This is a genomic window from Kitasatospora sp. NPDC004745 (assembly GCF_042873275.1).
Classification (GTDB): Bacteria; Actinomycetota; Actinomycetes; order Streptomycetales; family Streptomycetaceae; genus Kitasatospora.
The window spans coordinates 678,345-695,601 of record NZ_JBIALK010000002.1 but is presented as its reverse complement, the minus strand read 5'-3'; the positions used below and the strand labels follow the sequence as shown (position 1 = coordinate 695,601).

Below are 17,257 nucleotides of genomic sequence, written 5' to 3'. Positions count from 1 at the left end.
CGCGTCCCTCTACGCGCGTCAATGCACTCGCGGACGCCATCCGCACATCCTCAGCACGCCAGTTGACGGTCCATCCGGCCGTCAGTTCCCACCCGGGAGAGTCGTCCATGCCCCTGAACCGCCGTGACTTCGTCACCCGGTCCGCCGCCACCGCCGCCGGCGCCGCCCTGGTCGGTGGAGCCTCCCTCGCCGCCGCCCCCGCCGCCGCGGCCGCCGAGCCGGACACGGCGGCCGCCAAGGGCAAGCGCAAGAGCCGCAAGCAGGCCTTCACCGTCATGGGCACCACCGACCTGCACGGCCGGGTGCTCAACTGGGACTACTTCACCGACGCCGTCTACGCCGACAAGGCGCACAACGAGGTCGGCCTCGCCAAGATCTCCACCCTGGCCAACCAGGTCCGCGAGGAGAAGGGCTGGGACCGCTGCCTGCTGATCGACTCCGGTGACATCATCCAGGGCACCCAGCTGACGTACTACTACGCCCGGATCGAGCCGATCGCCACCGACGGCGACAACGTGCCCGACCACCCGATGGCCGTCGCCATGAACCTCATGGGCTACGACGCCGCCGCGCTCGGCAACCACGAGTTCAACTACGGCATCCCCACCGTGAAGGCCTTCGAGGACCAGCTGGAGTTCCCGCTGCTGGGCGCCAACGCGCTGCACGCGAAGAACGAGAAGCCGGCCTTCAAGCCGTACGTCATCAAGGAGCTGCACCTGGGCGAGGGCCGGTCGCTGAAGGTCGGCATCCTCGGCCTCACCAACCCGGGCATCGCGATCTGGGACAAGGCCAACGTCTCCGGCCAGATGGTCTTCCCGGGCATCGTCGAGACCGCGGCCAAGTACGTGCCGCGGATGAAGGCGGCCGGCGCGGACGTGATCGTCGTCTCGGCGCACTCCGGCATCGACGAGGCGACCACCTACGGCGACCAGCTGCCCTGGCCCGAGGACGCCTCCGGCGAGATGGCGGAGACGGTCGCCGACATCGACGCGGTGCTGGTGGGCCACACCCACAAGGAGGTGGCGCAGCGGCTGATCGTCAACAAGAAGACCGGCAGGACCGTGGTCCTCTCCGAGCCGCTGTGCTGGGGCCAGCGGCTGAGCTGCTTCGACTTCGAGGTCGAGTTCGCGGACGGCGCGTGGAAGGTCCTCTCGGTCTCCTCGCGGGTGCTGAACTCCAACACCGTGCCGGAGGACCCGGAGATCGTCAACGCGCTCACCGAGCAGCACAAGAAGGTCGTGGCGTACGTCAACCAGCAGATCGGCACCTGCAAGACGGAGCTGTCGATCGCCGAGTCGCGGTTCCGGGCGACCCCGATCATCGACCTGATCGGCCGGGTGCAGGCGGACGCGGTGAAGGCGGCGCTGGCGGGCGGGCAGTACGCCGGCCTGCCGGTGCTGGCGCAGGCGGCGCCGTTCAACCGGACCGCGGTGATCCCGGCGGGCCAGGTCAAGCTGCGCGACGCGGCCGGCCTGTACATCTACGAGAACACCCTGGAGGCGCGCGTCCTGACGGGTGCGCAGCTGAAGGACTACCTGGAGTTCTCGGCGAAGTACTACAACCAGCTCGCCCCGGGCGCTCCGGTCGACAAGGACGCGCTGACCGGCGCGGAGGCCACGCCGGACTACAACTACGACTCGGTCTACGGGCTGAGCTACGACATCGACGTCGCGCAGCCGAAGGGCCAGCGGATCGTCAACCTGTCGTTCCAGGGCAAGCCGATCGACCCGGCCGCCGAGTTCGTCCTGGCGGTCAACAACTACCGCGCCAACGGCGGCGGCAACTTCCCGCACGTGGCGAAGGCGAAGCTGGTCTGGTCGAACTCCGACGAGATCCGCAACACGATGATCGCCTGGGTGAAGGCCAAGGGCGTCATCGACCCGGCGGACTTCTTCACGAACTCCTGGCGCCTGGTCCGCGCCGGCCAGCCGGTGTTCTAGTAGCACGATCCGCGAAGGCCGTCGGCGCGGGACTCGCTCGTCCCGCGCCGGCGGCCTTCGTGTCCGTTCACGGTGGAAGAATGGCGCCATGAGCGAGTCGCAGATCGCAGAGCGCCACGCCCGGTTGCTGGCGTACGCGCAGAGCCTGACGCCTCCGGCCGGGTGGAAGATCGAGATCTCCGGCGACGAGATCATCATGATGGCCGGCCCGTCGGTGATCCACCAGCGCAACCTCCTGCTCGTCCGCAAGCAGTTCGAGGCGCACGAACCGGCCGACATGATGCCGAGCGAGAACACCGACCTCGCGTCACCGAACGTCGGCAAGCTGCGCAACCCCGACCTGGCCTACATCCCCCTCTCCGTCCTCGAATCGGGCGGGACGAAGGTGCCTGCCGAGCAGACCGCGATCGCGGTGGAGATCGTCTCGCCCTCGAACCCGGAGAACGACCTGGTCGGCAAGGTCCGCGACTACCCGTTGATGGACATCCCGCTGTACCTGGTGATCGACCCTCGCGTCGGCGAGATCATGCTCTACTCGGACCCCTCCGGTGGTGTCTACCACCAGCAGTGGACCGGGAAGTTCGGCGACCTGGTGCCGATCCCGGAGCCGTTCGGTTTCGAGCTGGCGACCGATGCCTTGCTCCGGTATCCCGACTGACCGCTGCGCCGATGGCACCGGAGCGAACATCCGGCGAGACGATCGGACATCTTCCGGAGACTGGAGGATATTCATCGGCTCGTTCGATCTTCCTATCGTTGGGGACATCGAGAACGGCCCCACGGGGGGCCGGTGGTGACCGGTAGGGAGAGTTCGATGCGTGCGGTGGTGCAGAAGGCGTTCGGCGGTCCGGAGGTCCTGGAGGTCGCCGAGGTGGAGCGGCCGACGCCGCGGTCCGGCGAGGTGCTGGTGCGGGTGCGCGCCAGCGGGGTGAACCCGGTGGACGTGGCGGTGCGTTCGGGTCTGCTGCCGATGCTGGGCGAGCCGCCGTTCGGGGTGGGCTGGGACGTCTCCGGGGTGGTCGAGGAGGCCGGGGCCGGCGCCCGCTTCCGGGTCGGCGACGAGGTGTTCGGGATGCCGTTCTTCCCCCGGGCCGCGACCGGCTACGCCGAGTACGTGGCGGTGCCGTCGCGCCAGGTGGCCCGCAAGCCGGCGGGCCTGGACCACGTGTCGGCGGCGGCGCTGCCGCTGGCGGCGCTGACGGCCTGGCAGGGCCTGGTGGACGCGGCCGGGGTCGGCCCGGGCACGCGGGTGCTGATCCACCGGGCGGCCGGCGGTGTCGGCCACTTCGCCGTGCAGATCGCCAAGGCCCGCGGGGCGTACGTGATCGCGCTGGCGAGCGAGCCCAAGCACGGCTTCCTCCGGGAGCTGGGCGCGGACGAGGTGATCGACTACCGGACCGCCGACTACACCGCGCTGGTCTCGGACGTCGACGTGGTCTTCGACTCCTCCTCCGAGAACGTCCGCGCCCTGGAGGTGCTGAAGCCCGGCGGGGTGCTGGTGAGCATCATGGAGCACTGGAACACCGAGCTCGCCGCGGCGATCGAGGCCGCCGGGCGGCGCTTCGCGGGCGTCTCGGTGGAGCCGGACTACGCCTCGTTGGAGGCGATCGCCGCCCTCGTCGAGGAGGGCCGGATCCGCCCGCACGTGGCCGCGACCTTCCCGCTGGAGGAGGCCGGCCGGGCGCACGAGCTGGTGGCGTCGGGTACGGTCCAGGGCAAGGTCGTGCTGACCGTTGAGTGAGATCGCAGGGGGCGGGCGTTGGACATCCTGACCGAGGCACTGGGCTCGATGCGGACGGCGCACCCCGCCTCCGTCCGCACCGAGGGCCGCGCGCCGTGGGCCCTGCGGCTGCCGCCGGTGGCCGGCGCCGGGTTCCACGTGGTGCTGTACGGGACGTGCTGGCTGCTCCCCCTGGGCCCGGACGGCGGCGCGCCGGTGGCGCTCAGCCCGGGCGACGTGGTGTTCCTGCGGGACGGCCGCGGCCACGTCCTCGCCGACCACCCGGACACCCCGCCGATGCGCGCCGAGTCCGCCCCGGCGGACGACAGCGCGCCGATCGGCACGGTGACCCTGGGCGGCGACGGTGCCCGCACCAGCCTGCTGTGCGGCAACTACCACCTGGACCAGGGCCGCCCGCACCCCATGGTCCGCCAGCTGCCCGCGCTGATCCACCTGCCGACCCGGCACGGCCGGCACCCCGAACTCGCCGCCGCCGTGCAGCTGTTGGGCGCGGAGCTGGAGAACCCGCGGATCGGCTCGGCGGGGATCGTCCCAGCCCTGATCGACTCGCTGCTGCTCTACATCCTGCGGGCCTGGTTCGAGGACCAGCCGGCGGCGTCGGCGGCGGGCTGGGCGGCCGCGCTCGGGGACTCCGGGGTGGCCCCGGCGCTGGCGGCGATCCACGAGGCGCCGGCCTCGCCGTGGACGGTGGAGTCGCTGGCGGACCGGTCGGGGCTGTCCCGGGCGGCGTTCGCCCGCCGGTTCACCTCGATGGTGGGCGAGCCGCCGATGGCCTACCTGACCCGCTGGCGGATGACCACGGCGGCCCGGCTGCTGCGCGAGTCGGAGGCGCCGCTGACGGCGGTGGCGGCGCAGACGGGGTACGGCTCGGAGTACGCCTTCGCGAAGGCGTTCAAACGGGAGTTCGGCCAGGCGCCCGGCGGCTTCCGCCGGGAGGCCCGCGCCGCCTGACCCCCACCCGCACCCCGGGCCGCGGCGGGCCCGACCCGACCCACCCCGGGCCACTGCCGGACCGGACGCTCCGGACCCGGCCCCCAGACGCGACGCCCCCGGCCCGCGCGCCGCGGAGAAGCCGTCAGAACGGGAACACGGCCCGCTCGCGCTGGACGGAGATCCACTTCACGGTCGTGAACGCGTCCACCGTCGACTCCCCGTTGAGCCGTCCGACCCCGGAGTTCTTCTCCCCGCCGAACGGCACCGCGGGCTCGTCGGCGATGGTGCCCCCGTTGACGTGGACCATGCCGGCCTCGATCCGGTGCGCGATCCGCACACCGCGCTCGACGTCGGCGGTGTGCACGGCGCCGCTGAGCCCGAAGGGGGTGTCGTTGGCGATCCGGACGGCCTCGTCCTCGCCGTCGAAGGGCAGCACGAGGACGACGGGGCCGAAGAGTTCGCGCCGGAGGATCGGATCGTCCGCGGCGAGGCCGGTGAGCACCACGGGCTCCATCAGGCTGCCGGTGGTGGTGCCGCGCAGCAGGGCGGTGGCGCCCGCCGCGACGGACTGGTCGACCTGGGCGGTGAGGGCGTCGGCCTGGACGGGGTTGATCAGCGGGCCGATCTGGGTGGCCGGGTCCTTGGGGTCGCCGACGGTCAGCGCGGCGACCCTGGCGACGAACTTCTCGGTGAACTCGGCCTCGACGACGCGGTCGACCAGGATCCGGTTGGCGGCCATGCAGACCTGGCCCTGGTGGGCGAAGCGGCTGAACACGGCGGCGGACACGGCGAGGTCGAGGTCGGCGTCGTCGAGCACGATCAGCGCGCTGTTGCCGCCGAGTTCGAGCACGGTCCGCTTGAAGTGCGCGGCGGCGACGGTGGCGACGTGCCGGCCGATCCGGTCGGAGCCGGTGAAGGAGATGACCTTGGGCACCGGGTGCTCGAGGAACGCGTCGCCGATCTCGGCGATGTCGGTGACCACGACGTTGAGCAGGCCGGGCGGCAGACCGGCGTCCTCGAAGAGCTTGGCGATCAGGGTGCCGCCGACCACCGGGGTCTCCTGGTGCGGCTTGAGCACGACGCCGTTGCCGAGGGCCAGGGCGGGCGCGAGCGCCTTGATCGCCAGGAACAGCGGGAAGTTGAACGGGCTGATCACGCCGACCACGCCGACCGGCAGCCGGTGGAGGCGGTTCTCCCGGCCCGGCGCGGTCGAGGGCAGCAGACGCCCCTCCAGGCCGACCGAGAGCTGCAGGCAGTCCCGGAGCACGTCCTTGACGAGGGAGAGCTCGAAGCCGGCCTTGAGGGCGGTGCCGCCGAGTTCGGTCATGATGGCGAGGGTGATCGCGTCCTCGCGCTCCTCCAGCAGCCGCAGCACCCGCTCGAAGACGAGCCGGCGGGTGTAGGGGTTGGTCGCGGCCCACTGCTGCTGGGCCCGGGCGGCGGCGCGGTAGGCCCGGTCGACCTCTCCGACGGTGGCGACGGTGATGGTGGCGAGCTTGTCACCGGTGTAGGGGTCGACGTCGACGATGTCCCAGGAGCCGGTACCGCTGCGCCACTCGCCGTCGATGTACTGCAGCGCCAACTCGGAGAAGTACGACATCTGATGCCCCTCGTGCCGGTCCGGGGTGTCCCGGGGGACGAGCCGTTCCGGCCCGACCTGATGAGGCATCATCGTACGTGCGCGTCAGAGCTCTTGGCGTACGGAGTGCAGGAGTTCGCGGGTCAGCTCCGGGCTGAGGCTGTCGGCGGCCAGGCCGTCCATGGCGTGCCGGTACTCGCTGACCTCGGCGGGTTTGTCCAGGTAGAGCGCGGTGGTGAACTGCTCCAGGTAGACGACGTCGGCGAGTTCGGGTTCGGCGAAGCCGAGCACGGTGAAGGCGCCGCCCTCGGCGCTCAGCCCGGCGCAGCCGAGCGGCAGCACCTGCAGCCGGACGTTGGGGAGTTCGCCGAGTTCCAGCAGCCGGTCGATCTGGTTGCGCATCAGCTCGGGCCCGCCCCAGGGGCGGCGCAGCGCGGCCTCGTCGAGGACGGCGAGCAGGCGGGGCGCGTGGTCGCCGGTGAGCAGTTCCTGGCGCCTGAGCCGGACCTCGACCCGGCGTTCGATCTCGGCGGGCTCGGTGACGTGGCCGCCGGCGGCGATGACGGCCCGGGCGTAGGCGGGGGTCTGCAGCAGCCCGTGGACGAACTGGACCTCGTAGCTGCGGATCTCGGCGACGGCCTCCTCCAGGCCGACGTAGTTCTGGAACCAGGGCGGCAGGACGTCGCCGTACTCGTGCCACCAGGAGGTGGCGTTGGCGTCGCGGACCAGGCCGAGGACGGTGGCGCGCTCCTGCTCGGCGTCGACGCCGTAGAGGGTGAGCAGGTCGGCGACGTCGCGTTCCTTGAAGCCGACCCGGCCGAGCTCCATCCGGCTGATCTTGGACTCGGAGGCACGGATCGAGTAGCCGGCCTCCTCGCGACTGACGCCCCTGGCCTCGCGGAGCTTCCGCAGCTGGGAGCCGAGCATCAGCCGCCGTACCGTGGCGCCTCCGCCTGCCTGAGTCGTGCTCATCGCCTCAACCTCCGCGCTCGCGCAGCCCCCCGGCCGTCGGCGGCAGTCTGCCACCTGGCACCGACGAGCAACAGCCCGTCCGGGGACGCCGTCCGGGGCGGCGTCGGGCTGCGCCAACGGTAGTCCTGGTGGCTGGGAAATGCCTGGAAACGCCGGTGCCGCTTGACACCGGCGGAGCCGCTCGCGACGCCTCGCGCGGGATCGCGCGGAGCGCCCGCGGCGGGGCGGCCCGTCCGCCGCGCGCCGGGCGCGGAGCGCTTCGGACCGGGGCGCGGGGAACGCTGCCGGGTACGGGAACGCCACCCACCGGAACGCGCGGACCCCGCCGGGCGCGCAGCGCCGCGCACCGGCGTGCGGGAACGCGACGGCGCCCGCCCTCCAACTGGTCGGGGAAGAGGGCGGGCGCCAGGAGACCGCGTTGGCCCGGCGACGCTGGCGGGGGCAGCGGGTTGAGCTCCCGGCGATGCGGCGCCGGGCGTTCGGGGGTCGGTCGGGACCGGGTGGGGACCGGTCGGGACCGGATGGCCGGTCGGGCCGTCAGACCACCAGGGGGCGGTCGGTGGGCCGGATCGGGGCGGGCAGCGGGGTCTTGCCTCCGAGGTGCTTGTCCACGGCGGCGGCGGCCGAGCGGCCTTCCGCGATGGCCCAGACGATCAGCGACTGGCCACGGCCGGCGTCTCCGCAGACGTACACGCCATCGACATTGGTGGCGAACCGGCCGTCGCGGCCAATGTTACCGCGCGCGTCGAGGTCCACTCCCAGCTGCTCGACCAGGCCGTTGCGCACGTCCGTCCCGGTGAAGCCCATGGCCAGGGTGACGAGCTGGGCCGGGATGGACCGCTCGGTGCCGGGGACGGGCTCGAACCTGCCGTCCTTGAACTCGACCTCGACGAGGTGGAGCTCCTGGACGTTGCCGTCCTCGTCGCCGGTGAAGCGGGTGGTGTTGACGGAGTAGATCCGCTCGCCGCCCTCCTCGTGCGCGGAGGTGACCTTGTAGGTCATCGGCATGGTCGGCCAGGGCTGGTGGCCGGGGCGCTCCTCGCCGGGGCGGGGCATGATCTCCAGCTGGGTGACGGAGGCCGCGCCCTGGCGGTGGGCGGTGCCGACGCAGTCGGCGCCGGTGTCGCCGCCGCCGATGACGACGACGTGCTTGCCCTTGGCGCTGATCGGCGACTCGACGAAGTCGCCCTCCTGCACCTTGTTGGCCAGCGGCAGGTACTCCATGGCCTGGTGGACGCCCTTGAGCTCGCGCCCGGGGACGGGCAGGTCGCGGGCGGTGGTGGCGCCGGCGGCGACGACGACCGCGTCGAAGCGCTCGCGCAGCTGCTGGCCGGTGATGTCCTCGCCGACGTGGACGCCGGTGCGGAAGCGGGTGCCCTCCGCGCGCATCTGCTCGATGCGGCGGTTGATGTGGCGCTTCTCCATCTTGAACTCGGGGATGCCGTAGCGCAGCAGTCCGCCGATGCGGTCGGCGCGCTCGTACACCACCACGGTGTGCCCGGCCCGGGTGAGCTGCTGGGCGGCGGCCAGGCCGGCCGGGCCGGAGCCGACGACGGCCACGGTCTTGCCGGAGAGGCGCTCGGGGACCTGCGGGGTGACGCCGCCCCGGTCCCAGGCCTTGTCGATGATGGTGACCTCGACGTTCTTGATGGTCACCGCGTCCTGGTTGATGCCGAGCACGCAGGCCGACTCGCAGGGCGCCGGGCAGAGGCGGCCGGTGAACTCCGGGAAGTTGTTCGTCGCGTGGAGGCGCTCGATCGCGCCGACGAAGTCGTCCCGGTAGGCGAGGTCGTTCCACTCGGGGATGAGGTTCCCGAGCGGGCAGCCGTTGTGGCAGAACGGGATGCCGCAGTCCATGCAGCGGCCGGCCTGCTTGGTGATGATCGGCAGGAGGCTGCGCTCGACGTAGACCTCGTTCCAGTCCCGCAGACGGACGTCCACGGGACGGCGCTCGGCCAGCTGCTTGGGCGTGGTCAGGAAGCCCTTGGGGTCAGCCATTAGCCGCCTCCATCATCTTGCGAGTGGTCTCGGCCTCGGAGAGGCCATCGCGCTCAGCGGCGTCCTTGGCGGCGAGCACTGCCTTGTAGTCGGTCGGCATGATCTTGGAGAAGCGGGACACCCCGCCGCCCCAGTCGGCCAGGAGTTCGGCGGCGACGGTGGAGCCGGTCTCCTCGTAGTGCTGCTGCACGGTCTCGCGCAGCCATTCGCGGTCGGCGGCGCCGGGGGCCTCGATGCCCACCAGTCCGTCGTTGACGTTCGCGGGGCGCAGGTCCAGCACGTAGGCGATGCCGCCGGACATGCCGGCCGCGAGGTTGCGCCCGGTCTCGCCGAGGATGACGACCCGGCCGCCGGTCATGTACTCCAGGCCGTGGTCGCCGACGCCCTCGACGACCAGGGTGGCGCCGGAGTTGCGGACGGCGAAGCGCTCGCCGGCCTTGCCGCGCAGGTGGATCCGCCCGGCGGTGGCGCCGTAGCCGATGGTGTTGCCGGCGATGACGTGGTTCTGGGCGTCGTTGCCGATGGCCGCGGCGTCGCGGGCGGGGCGGACGACCACGACGCCGCCGGAGAGGCCCTTGCCGACGTAGTCGTTGGCGTCGCCCTCCAGGCGCAGGGTCACGCCGCGCGGCACGAAGGCGCCGAAGGACTGGCCGGCGGAGCCGGTGAAGGTCACGTCGATGGTGCCCTCGGGCAGGCCCTCGCCGCGGTAGCGCTTGGTCACCTCGTGGCCGAGCATGGTGCCGACCGTGCGGTTGACGTTGCGGATCGGCAGCTGGATGCGGACGGCGTCGCCGCGCTCCAGGGCGTCCTCGGCCAGCGTGATCAGCTGGTTGTCCAGGGCCTTGTCCAGGGCGTGGTCCTGGGTGGTGGTGCAGTGCCGCGCCGCGCCGTCCGGGAGCGCGGGGACGTGGAAGAGCGGGGCCAGGTCGAGCCCGGCGGCCTTCCAGTGGTCGATCGCGCCCTGGGCGTTGATGTGCTCGGCGTGGCCGACGGCCTCCTCGATCGAGCGGAAGCCCAGCGAGGCCAGGATCTCCCGGACCTCCTCGGCGATGAACTCGAAGAAGTTGACCACGAACTCGGGCTTGCCGGAGAAGCGCTCGCGCAGCACCGGGTTCTGGGTGGCGACGCCGACCGGGCAGGTGTCCAGGTGGCAGACGCGCATCATGATGCAGCCGGAGACGACCAGCGGGGCGGTGGCGAAGCCGAACTCCTCCGCGCCGAGCAGCGCGGCGATGACGACGTCGCGGCCGGTCTTGAGCTGGCCGTCGGTCTGCACGACGATGCGGTCGCGCAGGCCGTTGAGCAGCAGGGTCTGCTGGGTCTCGGCGAGGCCGAGCTCCCAGGGGCCGCCGGCGTGCTTGAGCGAGGTGAGCGGGGAGGCGCCGGTTCCGCCGTCGTGGCCGGAGACGAGGACGACGTCCGCGTGCGCCTTGGAGACGCCCGCGGCGACCGTTCCGACGCCGACCTCGGAGACCAGCTTCACGTGGATGCGGGCCGCCGGGTTGGCGTTCTTGAGGTCGTGGATCAGCTGCGCCAGGTCCTCGATCGAGTAGATGTCGTGGTGCGGCGGCGGCGAGATCAGACCGACACCCGGGGTGGAGTGCCGGGTCTTGGCGACCCACGGGTAGACCTTGTGGCCGGGCAGCTGGCCGCCCTCGCCGGGCTTGGCGCCCTGGGCCATCTTGATCTGGATGTCGTCGGCGTTGACGAGGTACTCGGAGGTGACGCCGAAGCGGCCGGAGGCGACCTGCTTGATCGCCGAGCGGCGCTCGGGGTCGTACAGGCGGTCCGGGTCCTCGCCGCCCTCGCCGGTGTTGGACTTGCCGCCGAGGCGGTTCATCGCGATGGCGAGGGTCTCGTGGGCCTCGCGGGAGATGGAGCCGTAGGACATCGCGCCGGTGGAGAAGCGCTTGACGATCGCGGAGACCGGCTCGACCTCCTCCACGGGGACGGGGGTCCGGCCGAGGGCGTCCAGCTCGAACAGGCCGCGCAGCGTCATCAGGCGGGTGGACTGCTCGTTCACCCGGTCCGTGTACTGCTTGAAGATGTCGTAGCGGCGGTTGCGGGTGGAGTGCTGCAGCCGGAAGACGGTGTCCGGGTCGAACAGGTGCGGCTCGCCCTCGCGGCGCCACTGGTACTCGCCGCCGATCTCCAGCGCGCGGTGCGCGGCGGGGATGCCGGAGGCCGGGTAGGCCTTGGCGTGGCGGGCGGCGGTCTCCTTGGCGATCTCGTCCAGGCCGATGCCGCCGAGCTTGGTGGTGGTGCCGGCGAAGTAGCCGGCCACCAGGTCCTGGGAGAGGCCGATGGCCTCGAAGACCTGGGCGCCGCGGTAGGAGGCGACGGTGGAGATGCCCATCTTGGACATGACCTTGAGCACGCCCTTGCCGAGCGCCTTGATCAGGTTCTTGATGGCCTTCTCGGGCTCGACGCCCTGGATGAACACGCCCTGGGCGACGAGGTCCTCGACGGACTCCATGGCCAGGTACGGGTTGACCGCGCCGGCGCCGTAGCCGATCAGCAGCGCGACGTGGTGCACCTCGCGGACGTCACCGGCCTCGACCAGCAGCGACACCTGGGTGCGCTGCTTGGTGCGGATGAGGTGGTGGTGGATCGCGGAGGTGAGCAGCAGCGAGGGGATCGGGGCGTGCTCGGCGTCGGAGTGCCGGTCGGAGAGCACGATGATCCGGGCGCCGTCGGCGATCGCGGCGTCGGCCTCGGCGGCGATCGCGGTCAGCCGGGCGGCCAGGCCCGCGCCGCCGGCACCGACCTTGTACAGGCCGGAGAGCGTGACGGCCTTGAGGCCGGGCTGGTCGCCGTCGGCGTTGATGTGGACGAGCTTGGCCAGCTCGTCGTTGTCGATCACCGGGAAGGTGATGCCGACGGAGCGGCAGGAGGCGGCCTCGGCGGCCAGCAGGTTGCCCTCGGGGCCGAGGTTGCTGAGCAGCGAGGTGACGAGCTCCTCGCGGATGGCGTCCAGCGGCGGGTTGGTGACCTGCGCGAAGAGCTGGACGAAGTAGTCGAAGAGCAGACGGGGCTTCTCGCTGAGCGCGGCGATCGGCGAGTCGGTGCCCATCGAGCCGAGCGCCTCGGCGCCGGTCTTGGCCATCGGCGCGAGGATGACGCGCAGCTCCTCCTCGGTGTACCCGAAGGTCTGCTGGCGGCGGGTGACCGAGGCGTGGGTGTGGGCGATGTGCTCGCGCTCGGGCAGCTTGGCGAGCTGGATCTGCCCGGCGGCGACCCAGTCCGCGTAGGGGTGCTCGGCGGCGAGGGCGGACTTGATCTCCTCGTCCTCGACGATGCGGCCCTCGGCGGTGTCGACGAGGAACATCCGGCCGGGCTGCAGGCGGCCCTTCTTGGCGACCTTCTCCTGCTCGATGTCGAGCACGCCGACCTCGGAGGAGAGGACGACCAGGCCGTCCTCGGTGATCCAGTAGCGGGCCGGGCGCAGGCCGTTGCGGTCGAGCACGGCGCCGACCTGGGTGCCGTCGGTGAAGGTGACGCAGGCCGGGCCGTCCCAGGGCTCCATCAGGTTGGAGTGGTACTGGTAGAACGCGCGGCGGGCCGGGTCCATGGTGGCGTGGTTCTCCCACGCCTCCGGGATCATCATCAGCACCGAGTGCGGGAGCGAGCGGCCGCCGAGGTGGAGCAGCTCCAGGACCTCGTCGAAGGAGGCCGAGTCGGAGTGGTCCGGGGTGCAGACCGGGAAGATCCGCTCCAGGCCCTGCCCCTTGCTGTTGGCGGGGATCAGGTCGGTGGCGAGCTGGGACTCGCGGGCGCTCATCCAGTTGCGGTTGCCCTTGACCGTGTTGATCTCGCCGTTGTGGGCGACGAAGCGGTACGGGTGGGCGAGCGGCCAGCTCGGGAAGGTGTTGGTGGAGAAGCGCGAGTGCACCAGGCCGATGGCGGAGGCGTAGGAGCGGTCCGACAGGTCGGGGAAGAAGGGCTCCAGCTGGCCGGTGGTCAGCATGCCCTTGTAGACGATGGTGCGCGCGGACAGCGACGGGAAGTAGACCCCGGCCTCGCGCTCGGCGCGCTTGCGGACGACGAAGGCGGTGCGGTCCAGCTCGATGCCGGCCTGGCCGTCCTTGCCGAGGAAGAGCTGCCGGAAGCGGGGCATGACCGAGCGGGCGGTGGCGCCGAGCAGGTCGGGGGTGACCGGGACGTCGCGCCAGCCGAGGACGGTGAAGCCCTCCTCGGCGGCGATGCCCTCGATCTGCGCGACGGCGGCGGCGGCCTCGTCGTCCTGGTCGGGCAGGAAGGCGATGCCGACGGCGTAGGCGCCGGCGGCGGGGAGGTCGAAGTCGACCTTGCCGCGCAGGAAGGCGTCCGGGACCTGGGTGAGGATGCCCGCGCCGTCGCCGGAGTCGGGCTCGGCGCCGGTGGCGCCGCGGTGCTCCAGGTTGCGCAGGACGGTCAGCGCCTGCTCGACGATGGTGTGGTCGGCGATGCCGGTCAGCGTGGCGACGAAACCGACGCCGCAGGCGTCGTGCTCGTTTCGCGGGTCGTACAGGCCCTGAGCGGTAGGTCGCGCATCCGGAACGAGCGCGTACGGCCGGCGGGAGGCGCCGGCCTGGGGCTCGTTGGCGGAGTGCATGGATGCAGACAGCATCGGCTCTCCCGTCGTCGTCTTTCGGCGGTGTGGTGCAAGGAGGGACGACGCTGGCCCTGATGCGATTTCGTGCAAGTTACATGATGCCCAAGATCCCGGGAAGTGGAATATCCGGTCCACATGGCGGACGGATCCGCAGGTCAAGGGGGCAATGGGGGGACGTGCCACGGTGCACGTCCCGACGATTGTGCCCGGCGGTCGGCCGCCTGAAACAGGGGCGAAACCCGATCGCCACACAGGACGATCATGGCGTCCTGCGATTCCATCCCGAGGCTCTGCCCGCGGATGCGAATCCACGGTTCCTGAGCTCGGATGATGAGACTAGGCCAGGCGGTACCGGGGATCCATGTGTGGAACGTCACGCATTGACCAGCATAGTCATGCACTCCGCTGTGGCATCGCACAGAGCTCCCCCACCACCCCGGCCCGCCCTCCGGCCCGCTCTCCGGTCCGGCCGTCCGGCCGTCCGGTCGGCGGGCCCGCCCGGTCAGCCGACGTGGCCGCCGATCAGCCACCCCAGCAGGTACGTCACCCCGGCCGCCGCCCCGCCCAGCACCAGCTGCCGCAGCCCGCTGAACCACCAGCTGCGCGCCGTCACCCGGGCCACCACCGCGCCGCACAGGAACAGCCCCGCCGCCGACAGCAGCAGCGCGGGCACCAGCGAGGTCGCCCCCAGCAGGTACGGCAGCAGCGGCAGCAGCGCACCCACCGCGAAGCAGACGAACGAGGACCCGGCGGCCACCCACGGCGACGGCAGGTCGTTGGGGTCGACGCCCAGCTCCTCCCGGGCGTGGACCTCCAGGGCCTGGTCCGGATTGGCCGACAGCTGCCGGGCGACCTCGTGGGCCAGCTCCGGCTCCACCCCGCGGGAGACGTACAGCTGCGCCAGCTCGGCCAGCTCGCCGTGCGGGTTGCGGCTCAGCTCCAGCCGCTCGACCTCGATCTCCGCCTGGACCAGCTCGGCCTGCGAGGCGACCGAGGTGTACTCCCCCGCCGCCATCGAGCAGGCACCGGCCGCCAGCCCGGCGAGCCCGGTCAGCACGACCGTGCCATTGGACGCCGCGCCGCCGACCACACCGGTCATCAGGGCGAAGTTGGAGACCAGGCCGTCCATCGCGCCGAACACGGCGGGCCGCAGCCAGCCGCCGTTCACGTCCCGGTGGTGGTCCGCCGCGGGTATGCGGGGGTGCTGCCCGGCCTCGGGCTCCAGGGTGGTCGCGCTCACGGTCGTTCCCCTCCGTTCGATTCGTCTGTCTTGAACGTAGCCGCCCTGACCTGGGCACTTCCAGCAAAGTAAGGCTGTCCGAACACCGCGACGGCCGCCCTCCGCGAGCATCGCGGGGGCGGCCGGTCCGGGGTGAAGTCCCAGGTCAGGTCAGGTTCTTGGCGTCCTTGCCGGTGGCGTCGGCGGCTCCGGCGGCCGGTTCCCCGGCCTCCTCGCCGTCCACGGACCGGGACGGTTTCCTCCCGGCGGCACCCTCCGGCGCCCGGTCGGCCGGCTCCTCGTCCGCCCCGGTGCGGGCCTTGCCGGCCCCGTCCGCGGCCTCGGCGGCCTCCGGCTCCGACTCGTGCGCGGCCGGGTCGATGGTGGCCGGGTCCTCCCGGCCGGGCCGCTTCTTCCCGACGATCACCAGGTACGCCACGGCGCCCAGGAACACCAGGATCGAGGTCCAGTCGTTCAGCCGCAGGCCGAAGTAGACGTGCGCCTCGTCGATCCGCAGCCACTCCGTCCAGAACCGGCCCACCGTGTACGCGGCCACGTACAGCGCGAACGCCCGCCCGTGGCCCAGGGTGAAGCGGCGGTCCGCCCAGATCACCAGCAGCGCGACGGCGACGCACCAGATCGACTCGTAGAGGAAGGTCGGGTGGTAGACGCCCTTGACGACCTCACCGCCGGGCAGCGTCTTGTCGATCTCCAGGCCCCACGGCAGCGTGGTCGGGCGGCCGTACAGCTCCTGGTTGAAGTAGTTGCCCCAGCGGCCCAGCGCCTGCGCGAGCGCGATGCCCGGCGCGATGGCGTCGGCGTAGGCGGGCAGCGGCACGCCCCGGCGGCGGGCGCCGATCCAGGCGCCGACCGCGCCCAGCGCGATCGCGCCCCAGATCCCGAGGCCGCCCTCCCAGATCTTGAAGGCGTTCCAGGGGTTCTTGCCCTCGTCGAAGTACAGCTGGTGGTCGGTGATCACGTGGTAGAGCCGGCCGCCGACCAGGCCGAAGGGCACGGCCCAGACGGCGATGTCGCCGACCGTGTGCTTGGCACCGCCCCGGGCGACCCAGCGCTTGCTGCCGAGCCAGACGGCCACGACGACACCGAGGATGATGCAGAAGGCGTAGGCGCGCAGCGGGACGGGTCCGAGGTACAGGACGCCCCGCGACGGGCTGGGAATGTAGGCGATATCCATGGCGGTTCCGACGCTACAGGGTCCGCGGCCCCCGCCGGACACCCCCGGGGTCACAGAAACCGAACAACGGGCCGCGGGACGACGCCGCCGCCCCCTCCGGACGGGGAGGGAGCGGCGGCTGCGCCCGGCGGGGTGGAGCCCGTCCGGTGGATCCGGTGCGCCCGGGCGGGAGCGGCCGGACCGGCTCCGGAGCTCAGCCGGCGTTGGGGGACGGGTTGTTGGCCTCCGACGCGGTGCTGGTGGGCGCCGGAGTCTGCCCGTTGGAGCCGGGGGTGCCGAGCTGCTTGCCCTGGTTGGCGGCGTCGACCCACTTCGTCAGGTTGGCCGGGGTGATCTCCTCGGAGCCGTTCTTGGGGTAGATCGGCTGGCCGTTGAGCAGCACGGTCGGGGTCGACTTGTAGCTGGACTTGTCGAAGTCCTGCTGCACCGAGGAGACCCACCCGCCGAACTTGTTGTCGTTGACGCAGGCCTGGAAGGCGGGGGTGTCGAGGCCGTTGACCTGCTTGGCGAGGTTGAGCAGGACGGCCTTGTCCCCGAAGGCGTCGCTGGTCTCGTCCGGCTGGTTGCGGTAGAGCACGTCGTGGTAGTCCCGGAAGTGCCCGGCGTCCTGGGCGCAGGCCAGCGCGTTGGCCGCGGTCTTGGAGCCCTTGCCGGGGACGGCCCGGTCGATGAACGACACGATGTGGTAGTTGGTGGAGATCTTGCCGGCGTCCTCGAGCTGGTCGACGGTCGGCGAGAACTCGCGCTCGAAGATGCCGCAGGCCGGGCAGCGCGGGTCCTCGTAGACGGTGAGGACGGACGGGGCGTTGGCCGAGCCGACCGGGATGACCAGGTTCTTGTCGCCGATGGTCCCGGCGGGGGCGGCCGTCGGGGTCTCCGGCTTGGAGCGCTGGTTCTGCACCACGACGCCGGTGACCACGGCGGCGGCGATCACCGCGAGCACCACGCCGCCCACGATCAGCTTCTTCTTCCGCCGGGACGCGGCCTCCTCGGCCGCCCGCTGCGCCTGCATCCGCTCGCGGGCGGTGCGCTTGCCTTCTCGGTTCTTCTCGCTCATTGCCTTGACATCCACAGTCGGAGGGCCTT

The 17,257-nt window shown here is 71.9% G+C and carries 11 protein-coding genes; 4 read left to right on the top strand and 7 right to left on the bottom strand.

Features of this window, described 5'->3' with window-relative positions; genetic code table 11:
- The first annotated feature begins 107 nt into the window (after nucleotides 1–107).
- The 4 genes from ACFYUY_RS06775 (at nucleotide 108) to ACFYUY_RS06760 (ending at nucleotide 4,632) form a co-directional block, all read left to right on the top strand.
- On the top strand, nucleotides 108–1,940 hold the full coding sequence (locus ACFYUY_RS06775) for a 5'-nucleotidase C-terminal domain-containing protein (RefSeq protein WP_360212442.1): 1,833 nt from the start codon (nucleotides 108–110) through the stop codon (nucleotides 1,938–1,940).
- Nucleotides 1,941–2,028: 88 nt separating this feature from the next.
- Nucleotides 2,029–2,598 carry a Uma2 family endonuclease gene (locus ACFYUY_RS06770; protein WP_387898546.1) on the top strand — a complete coding sequence of 190 codons (570 nt, stop codon included), beginning with the start codon at nucleotides 2,029–2,031 and terminating at the stop codon, nucleotides 2,596–2,598.
- 156 nt (nucleotides 2,599–2,754) lie between these two features.
- Nucleotides 2,755–3,681: an NADP-dependent oxidoreductase gene (locus ACFYUY_RS06765; protein WP_360212446.1), complete on the top strand. Its 927-nt coding sequence runs from the start codon at nucleotides 2,755–2,757 to the stop codon at nucleotides 3,679–3,681.
- 18 nt (nucleotides 3,682–3,699) lie between these two features.
- Nucleotides 3,700–4,632, top strand: a complete 933-nt coding sequence (locus ACFYUY_RS06760; protein ID WP_387898543.1) for an AraC family transcriptional regulator — start codon at nucleotides 3,700–3,702, stop codon at nucleotides 4,630–4,632.
- A gap of 124 nt (nucleotides 4,633–4,756) precedes the next feature.
- Here the strand turns inward: ACFYUY_RS06760 and ACFYUY_RS06755 are convergent, their stop codons facing one another.
- The 7 genes from ACFYUY_RS06755 to ACFYUY_RS06725 all read right to left on the bottom strand — a co-directional run bounded on the left by ACFYUY_RS06755 (nucleotide 4,757) and on the right by ACFYUY_RS06725 (nucleotide 17,228).
- Nucleotides 4,757–6,214 (bottom strand): aldehyde dehydrogenase family protein, encoded by a 1,458-nt coding sequence (locus tag ACFYUY_RS06755; RefSeq protein WP_387898540.1) that lies wholly within the window; start codon nucleotides 6,212–6,214, stop codon nucleotides 4,757–4,759.
- Between the two features lie 84 nt (nucleotides 6,215–6,298).
- Nucleotides 6,299–7,165, bottom strand: a complete 867-nt coding sequence (locus ACFYUY_RS06750) for a helix-turn-helix domain-containing protein (RefSeq protein ID WP_387898538.1) — start codon at nucleotides 7,163–7,165, stop codon at nucleotides 6,299–6,301.
- Between the two features lie 537 nt (nucleotides 7,166–7,702).
- Complete coding sequence (locus ACFYUY_RS06745) at nucleotides 7,703–9,163, bottom strand: glutamate synthase subunit beta (RefSeq protein ID WP_360212454.1); 1,461 nt, start codon at nucleotides 9,161–9,163, stop codon at nucleotides 7,703–7,705.
- Nucleotides 9,156–13,757: a glutamate synthase large subunit gene (gltB, locus tag ACFYUY_RS06740; protein ID WP_360212498.1), complete on the bottom strand. Its 4,602-nt coding sequence runs from the start codon at nucleotides 13,755–13,757 to the stop codon at nucleotides 9,156–9,158. Before gltB ends, ACFYUY_RS06745 begins: the two co-directional genes overlap by 8 nt.
- A 502-nt stretch (nucleotides 13,758–14,259) precedes the next feature.
- Nucleotides 14,260–14,982 carry a VIT1/CCC1 transporter family protein gene (locus ACFYUY_RS06735; RefSeq protein WP_360212499.1) on the bottom strand — a complete coding sequence of 241 codons (723 nt, stop codon included), beginning with the start codon at nucleotides 14,980–14,982 and terminating at the stop codon, nucleotides 14,260–14,262.
- Between the two features lie 160 nt (nucleotides 14,983–15,142).
- Complete coding sequence (gene lgt, locus ACFYUY_RS06730; RefSeq protein WP_387898534.1) at nucleotides 15,143–16,171, bottom strand: prolipoprotein diacylglyceryl transferase; 1,029 nt, start codon at nucleotides 16,169–16,171, stop codon at nucleotides 15,143–15,145.
- A 193-nt stretch (nucleotides 16,172–16,364) separates the two neighbouring features.
- A complete protein-coding gene (locus ACFYUY_RS06725; RefSeq protein WP_360212457.1) occupies nucleotides 16,365–17,228 on the bottom strand; it encodes a thioredoxin domain-containing protein in 864 nt (287 codons plus the stop codon).
- Nucleotides 17,229–17,257 lie beyond the last annotated feature (29 nt).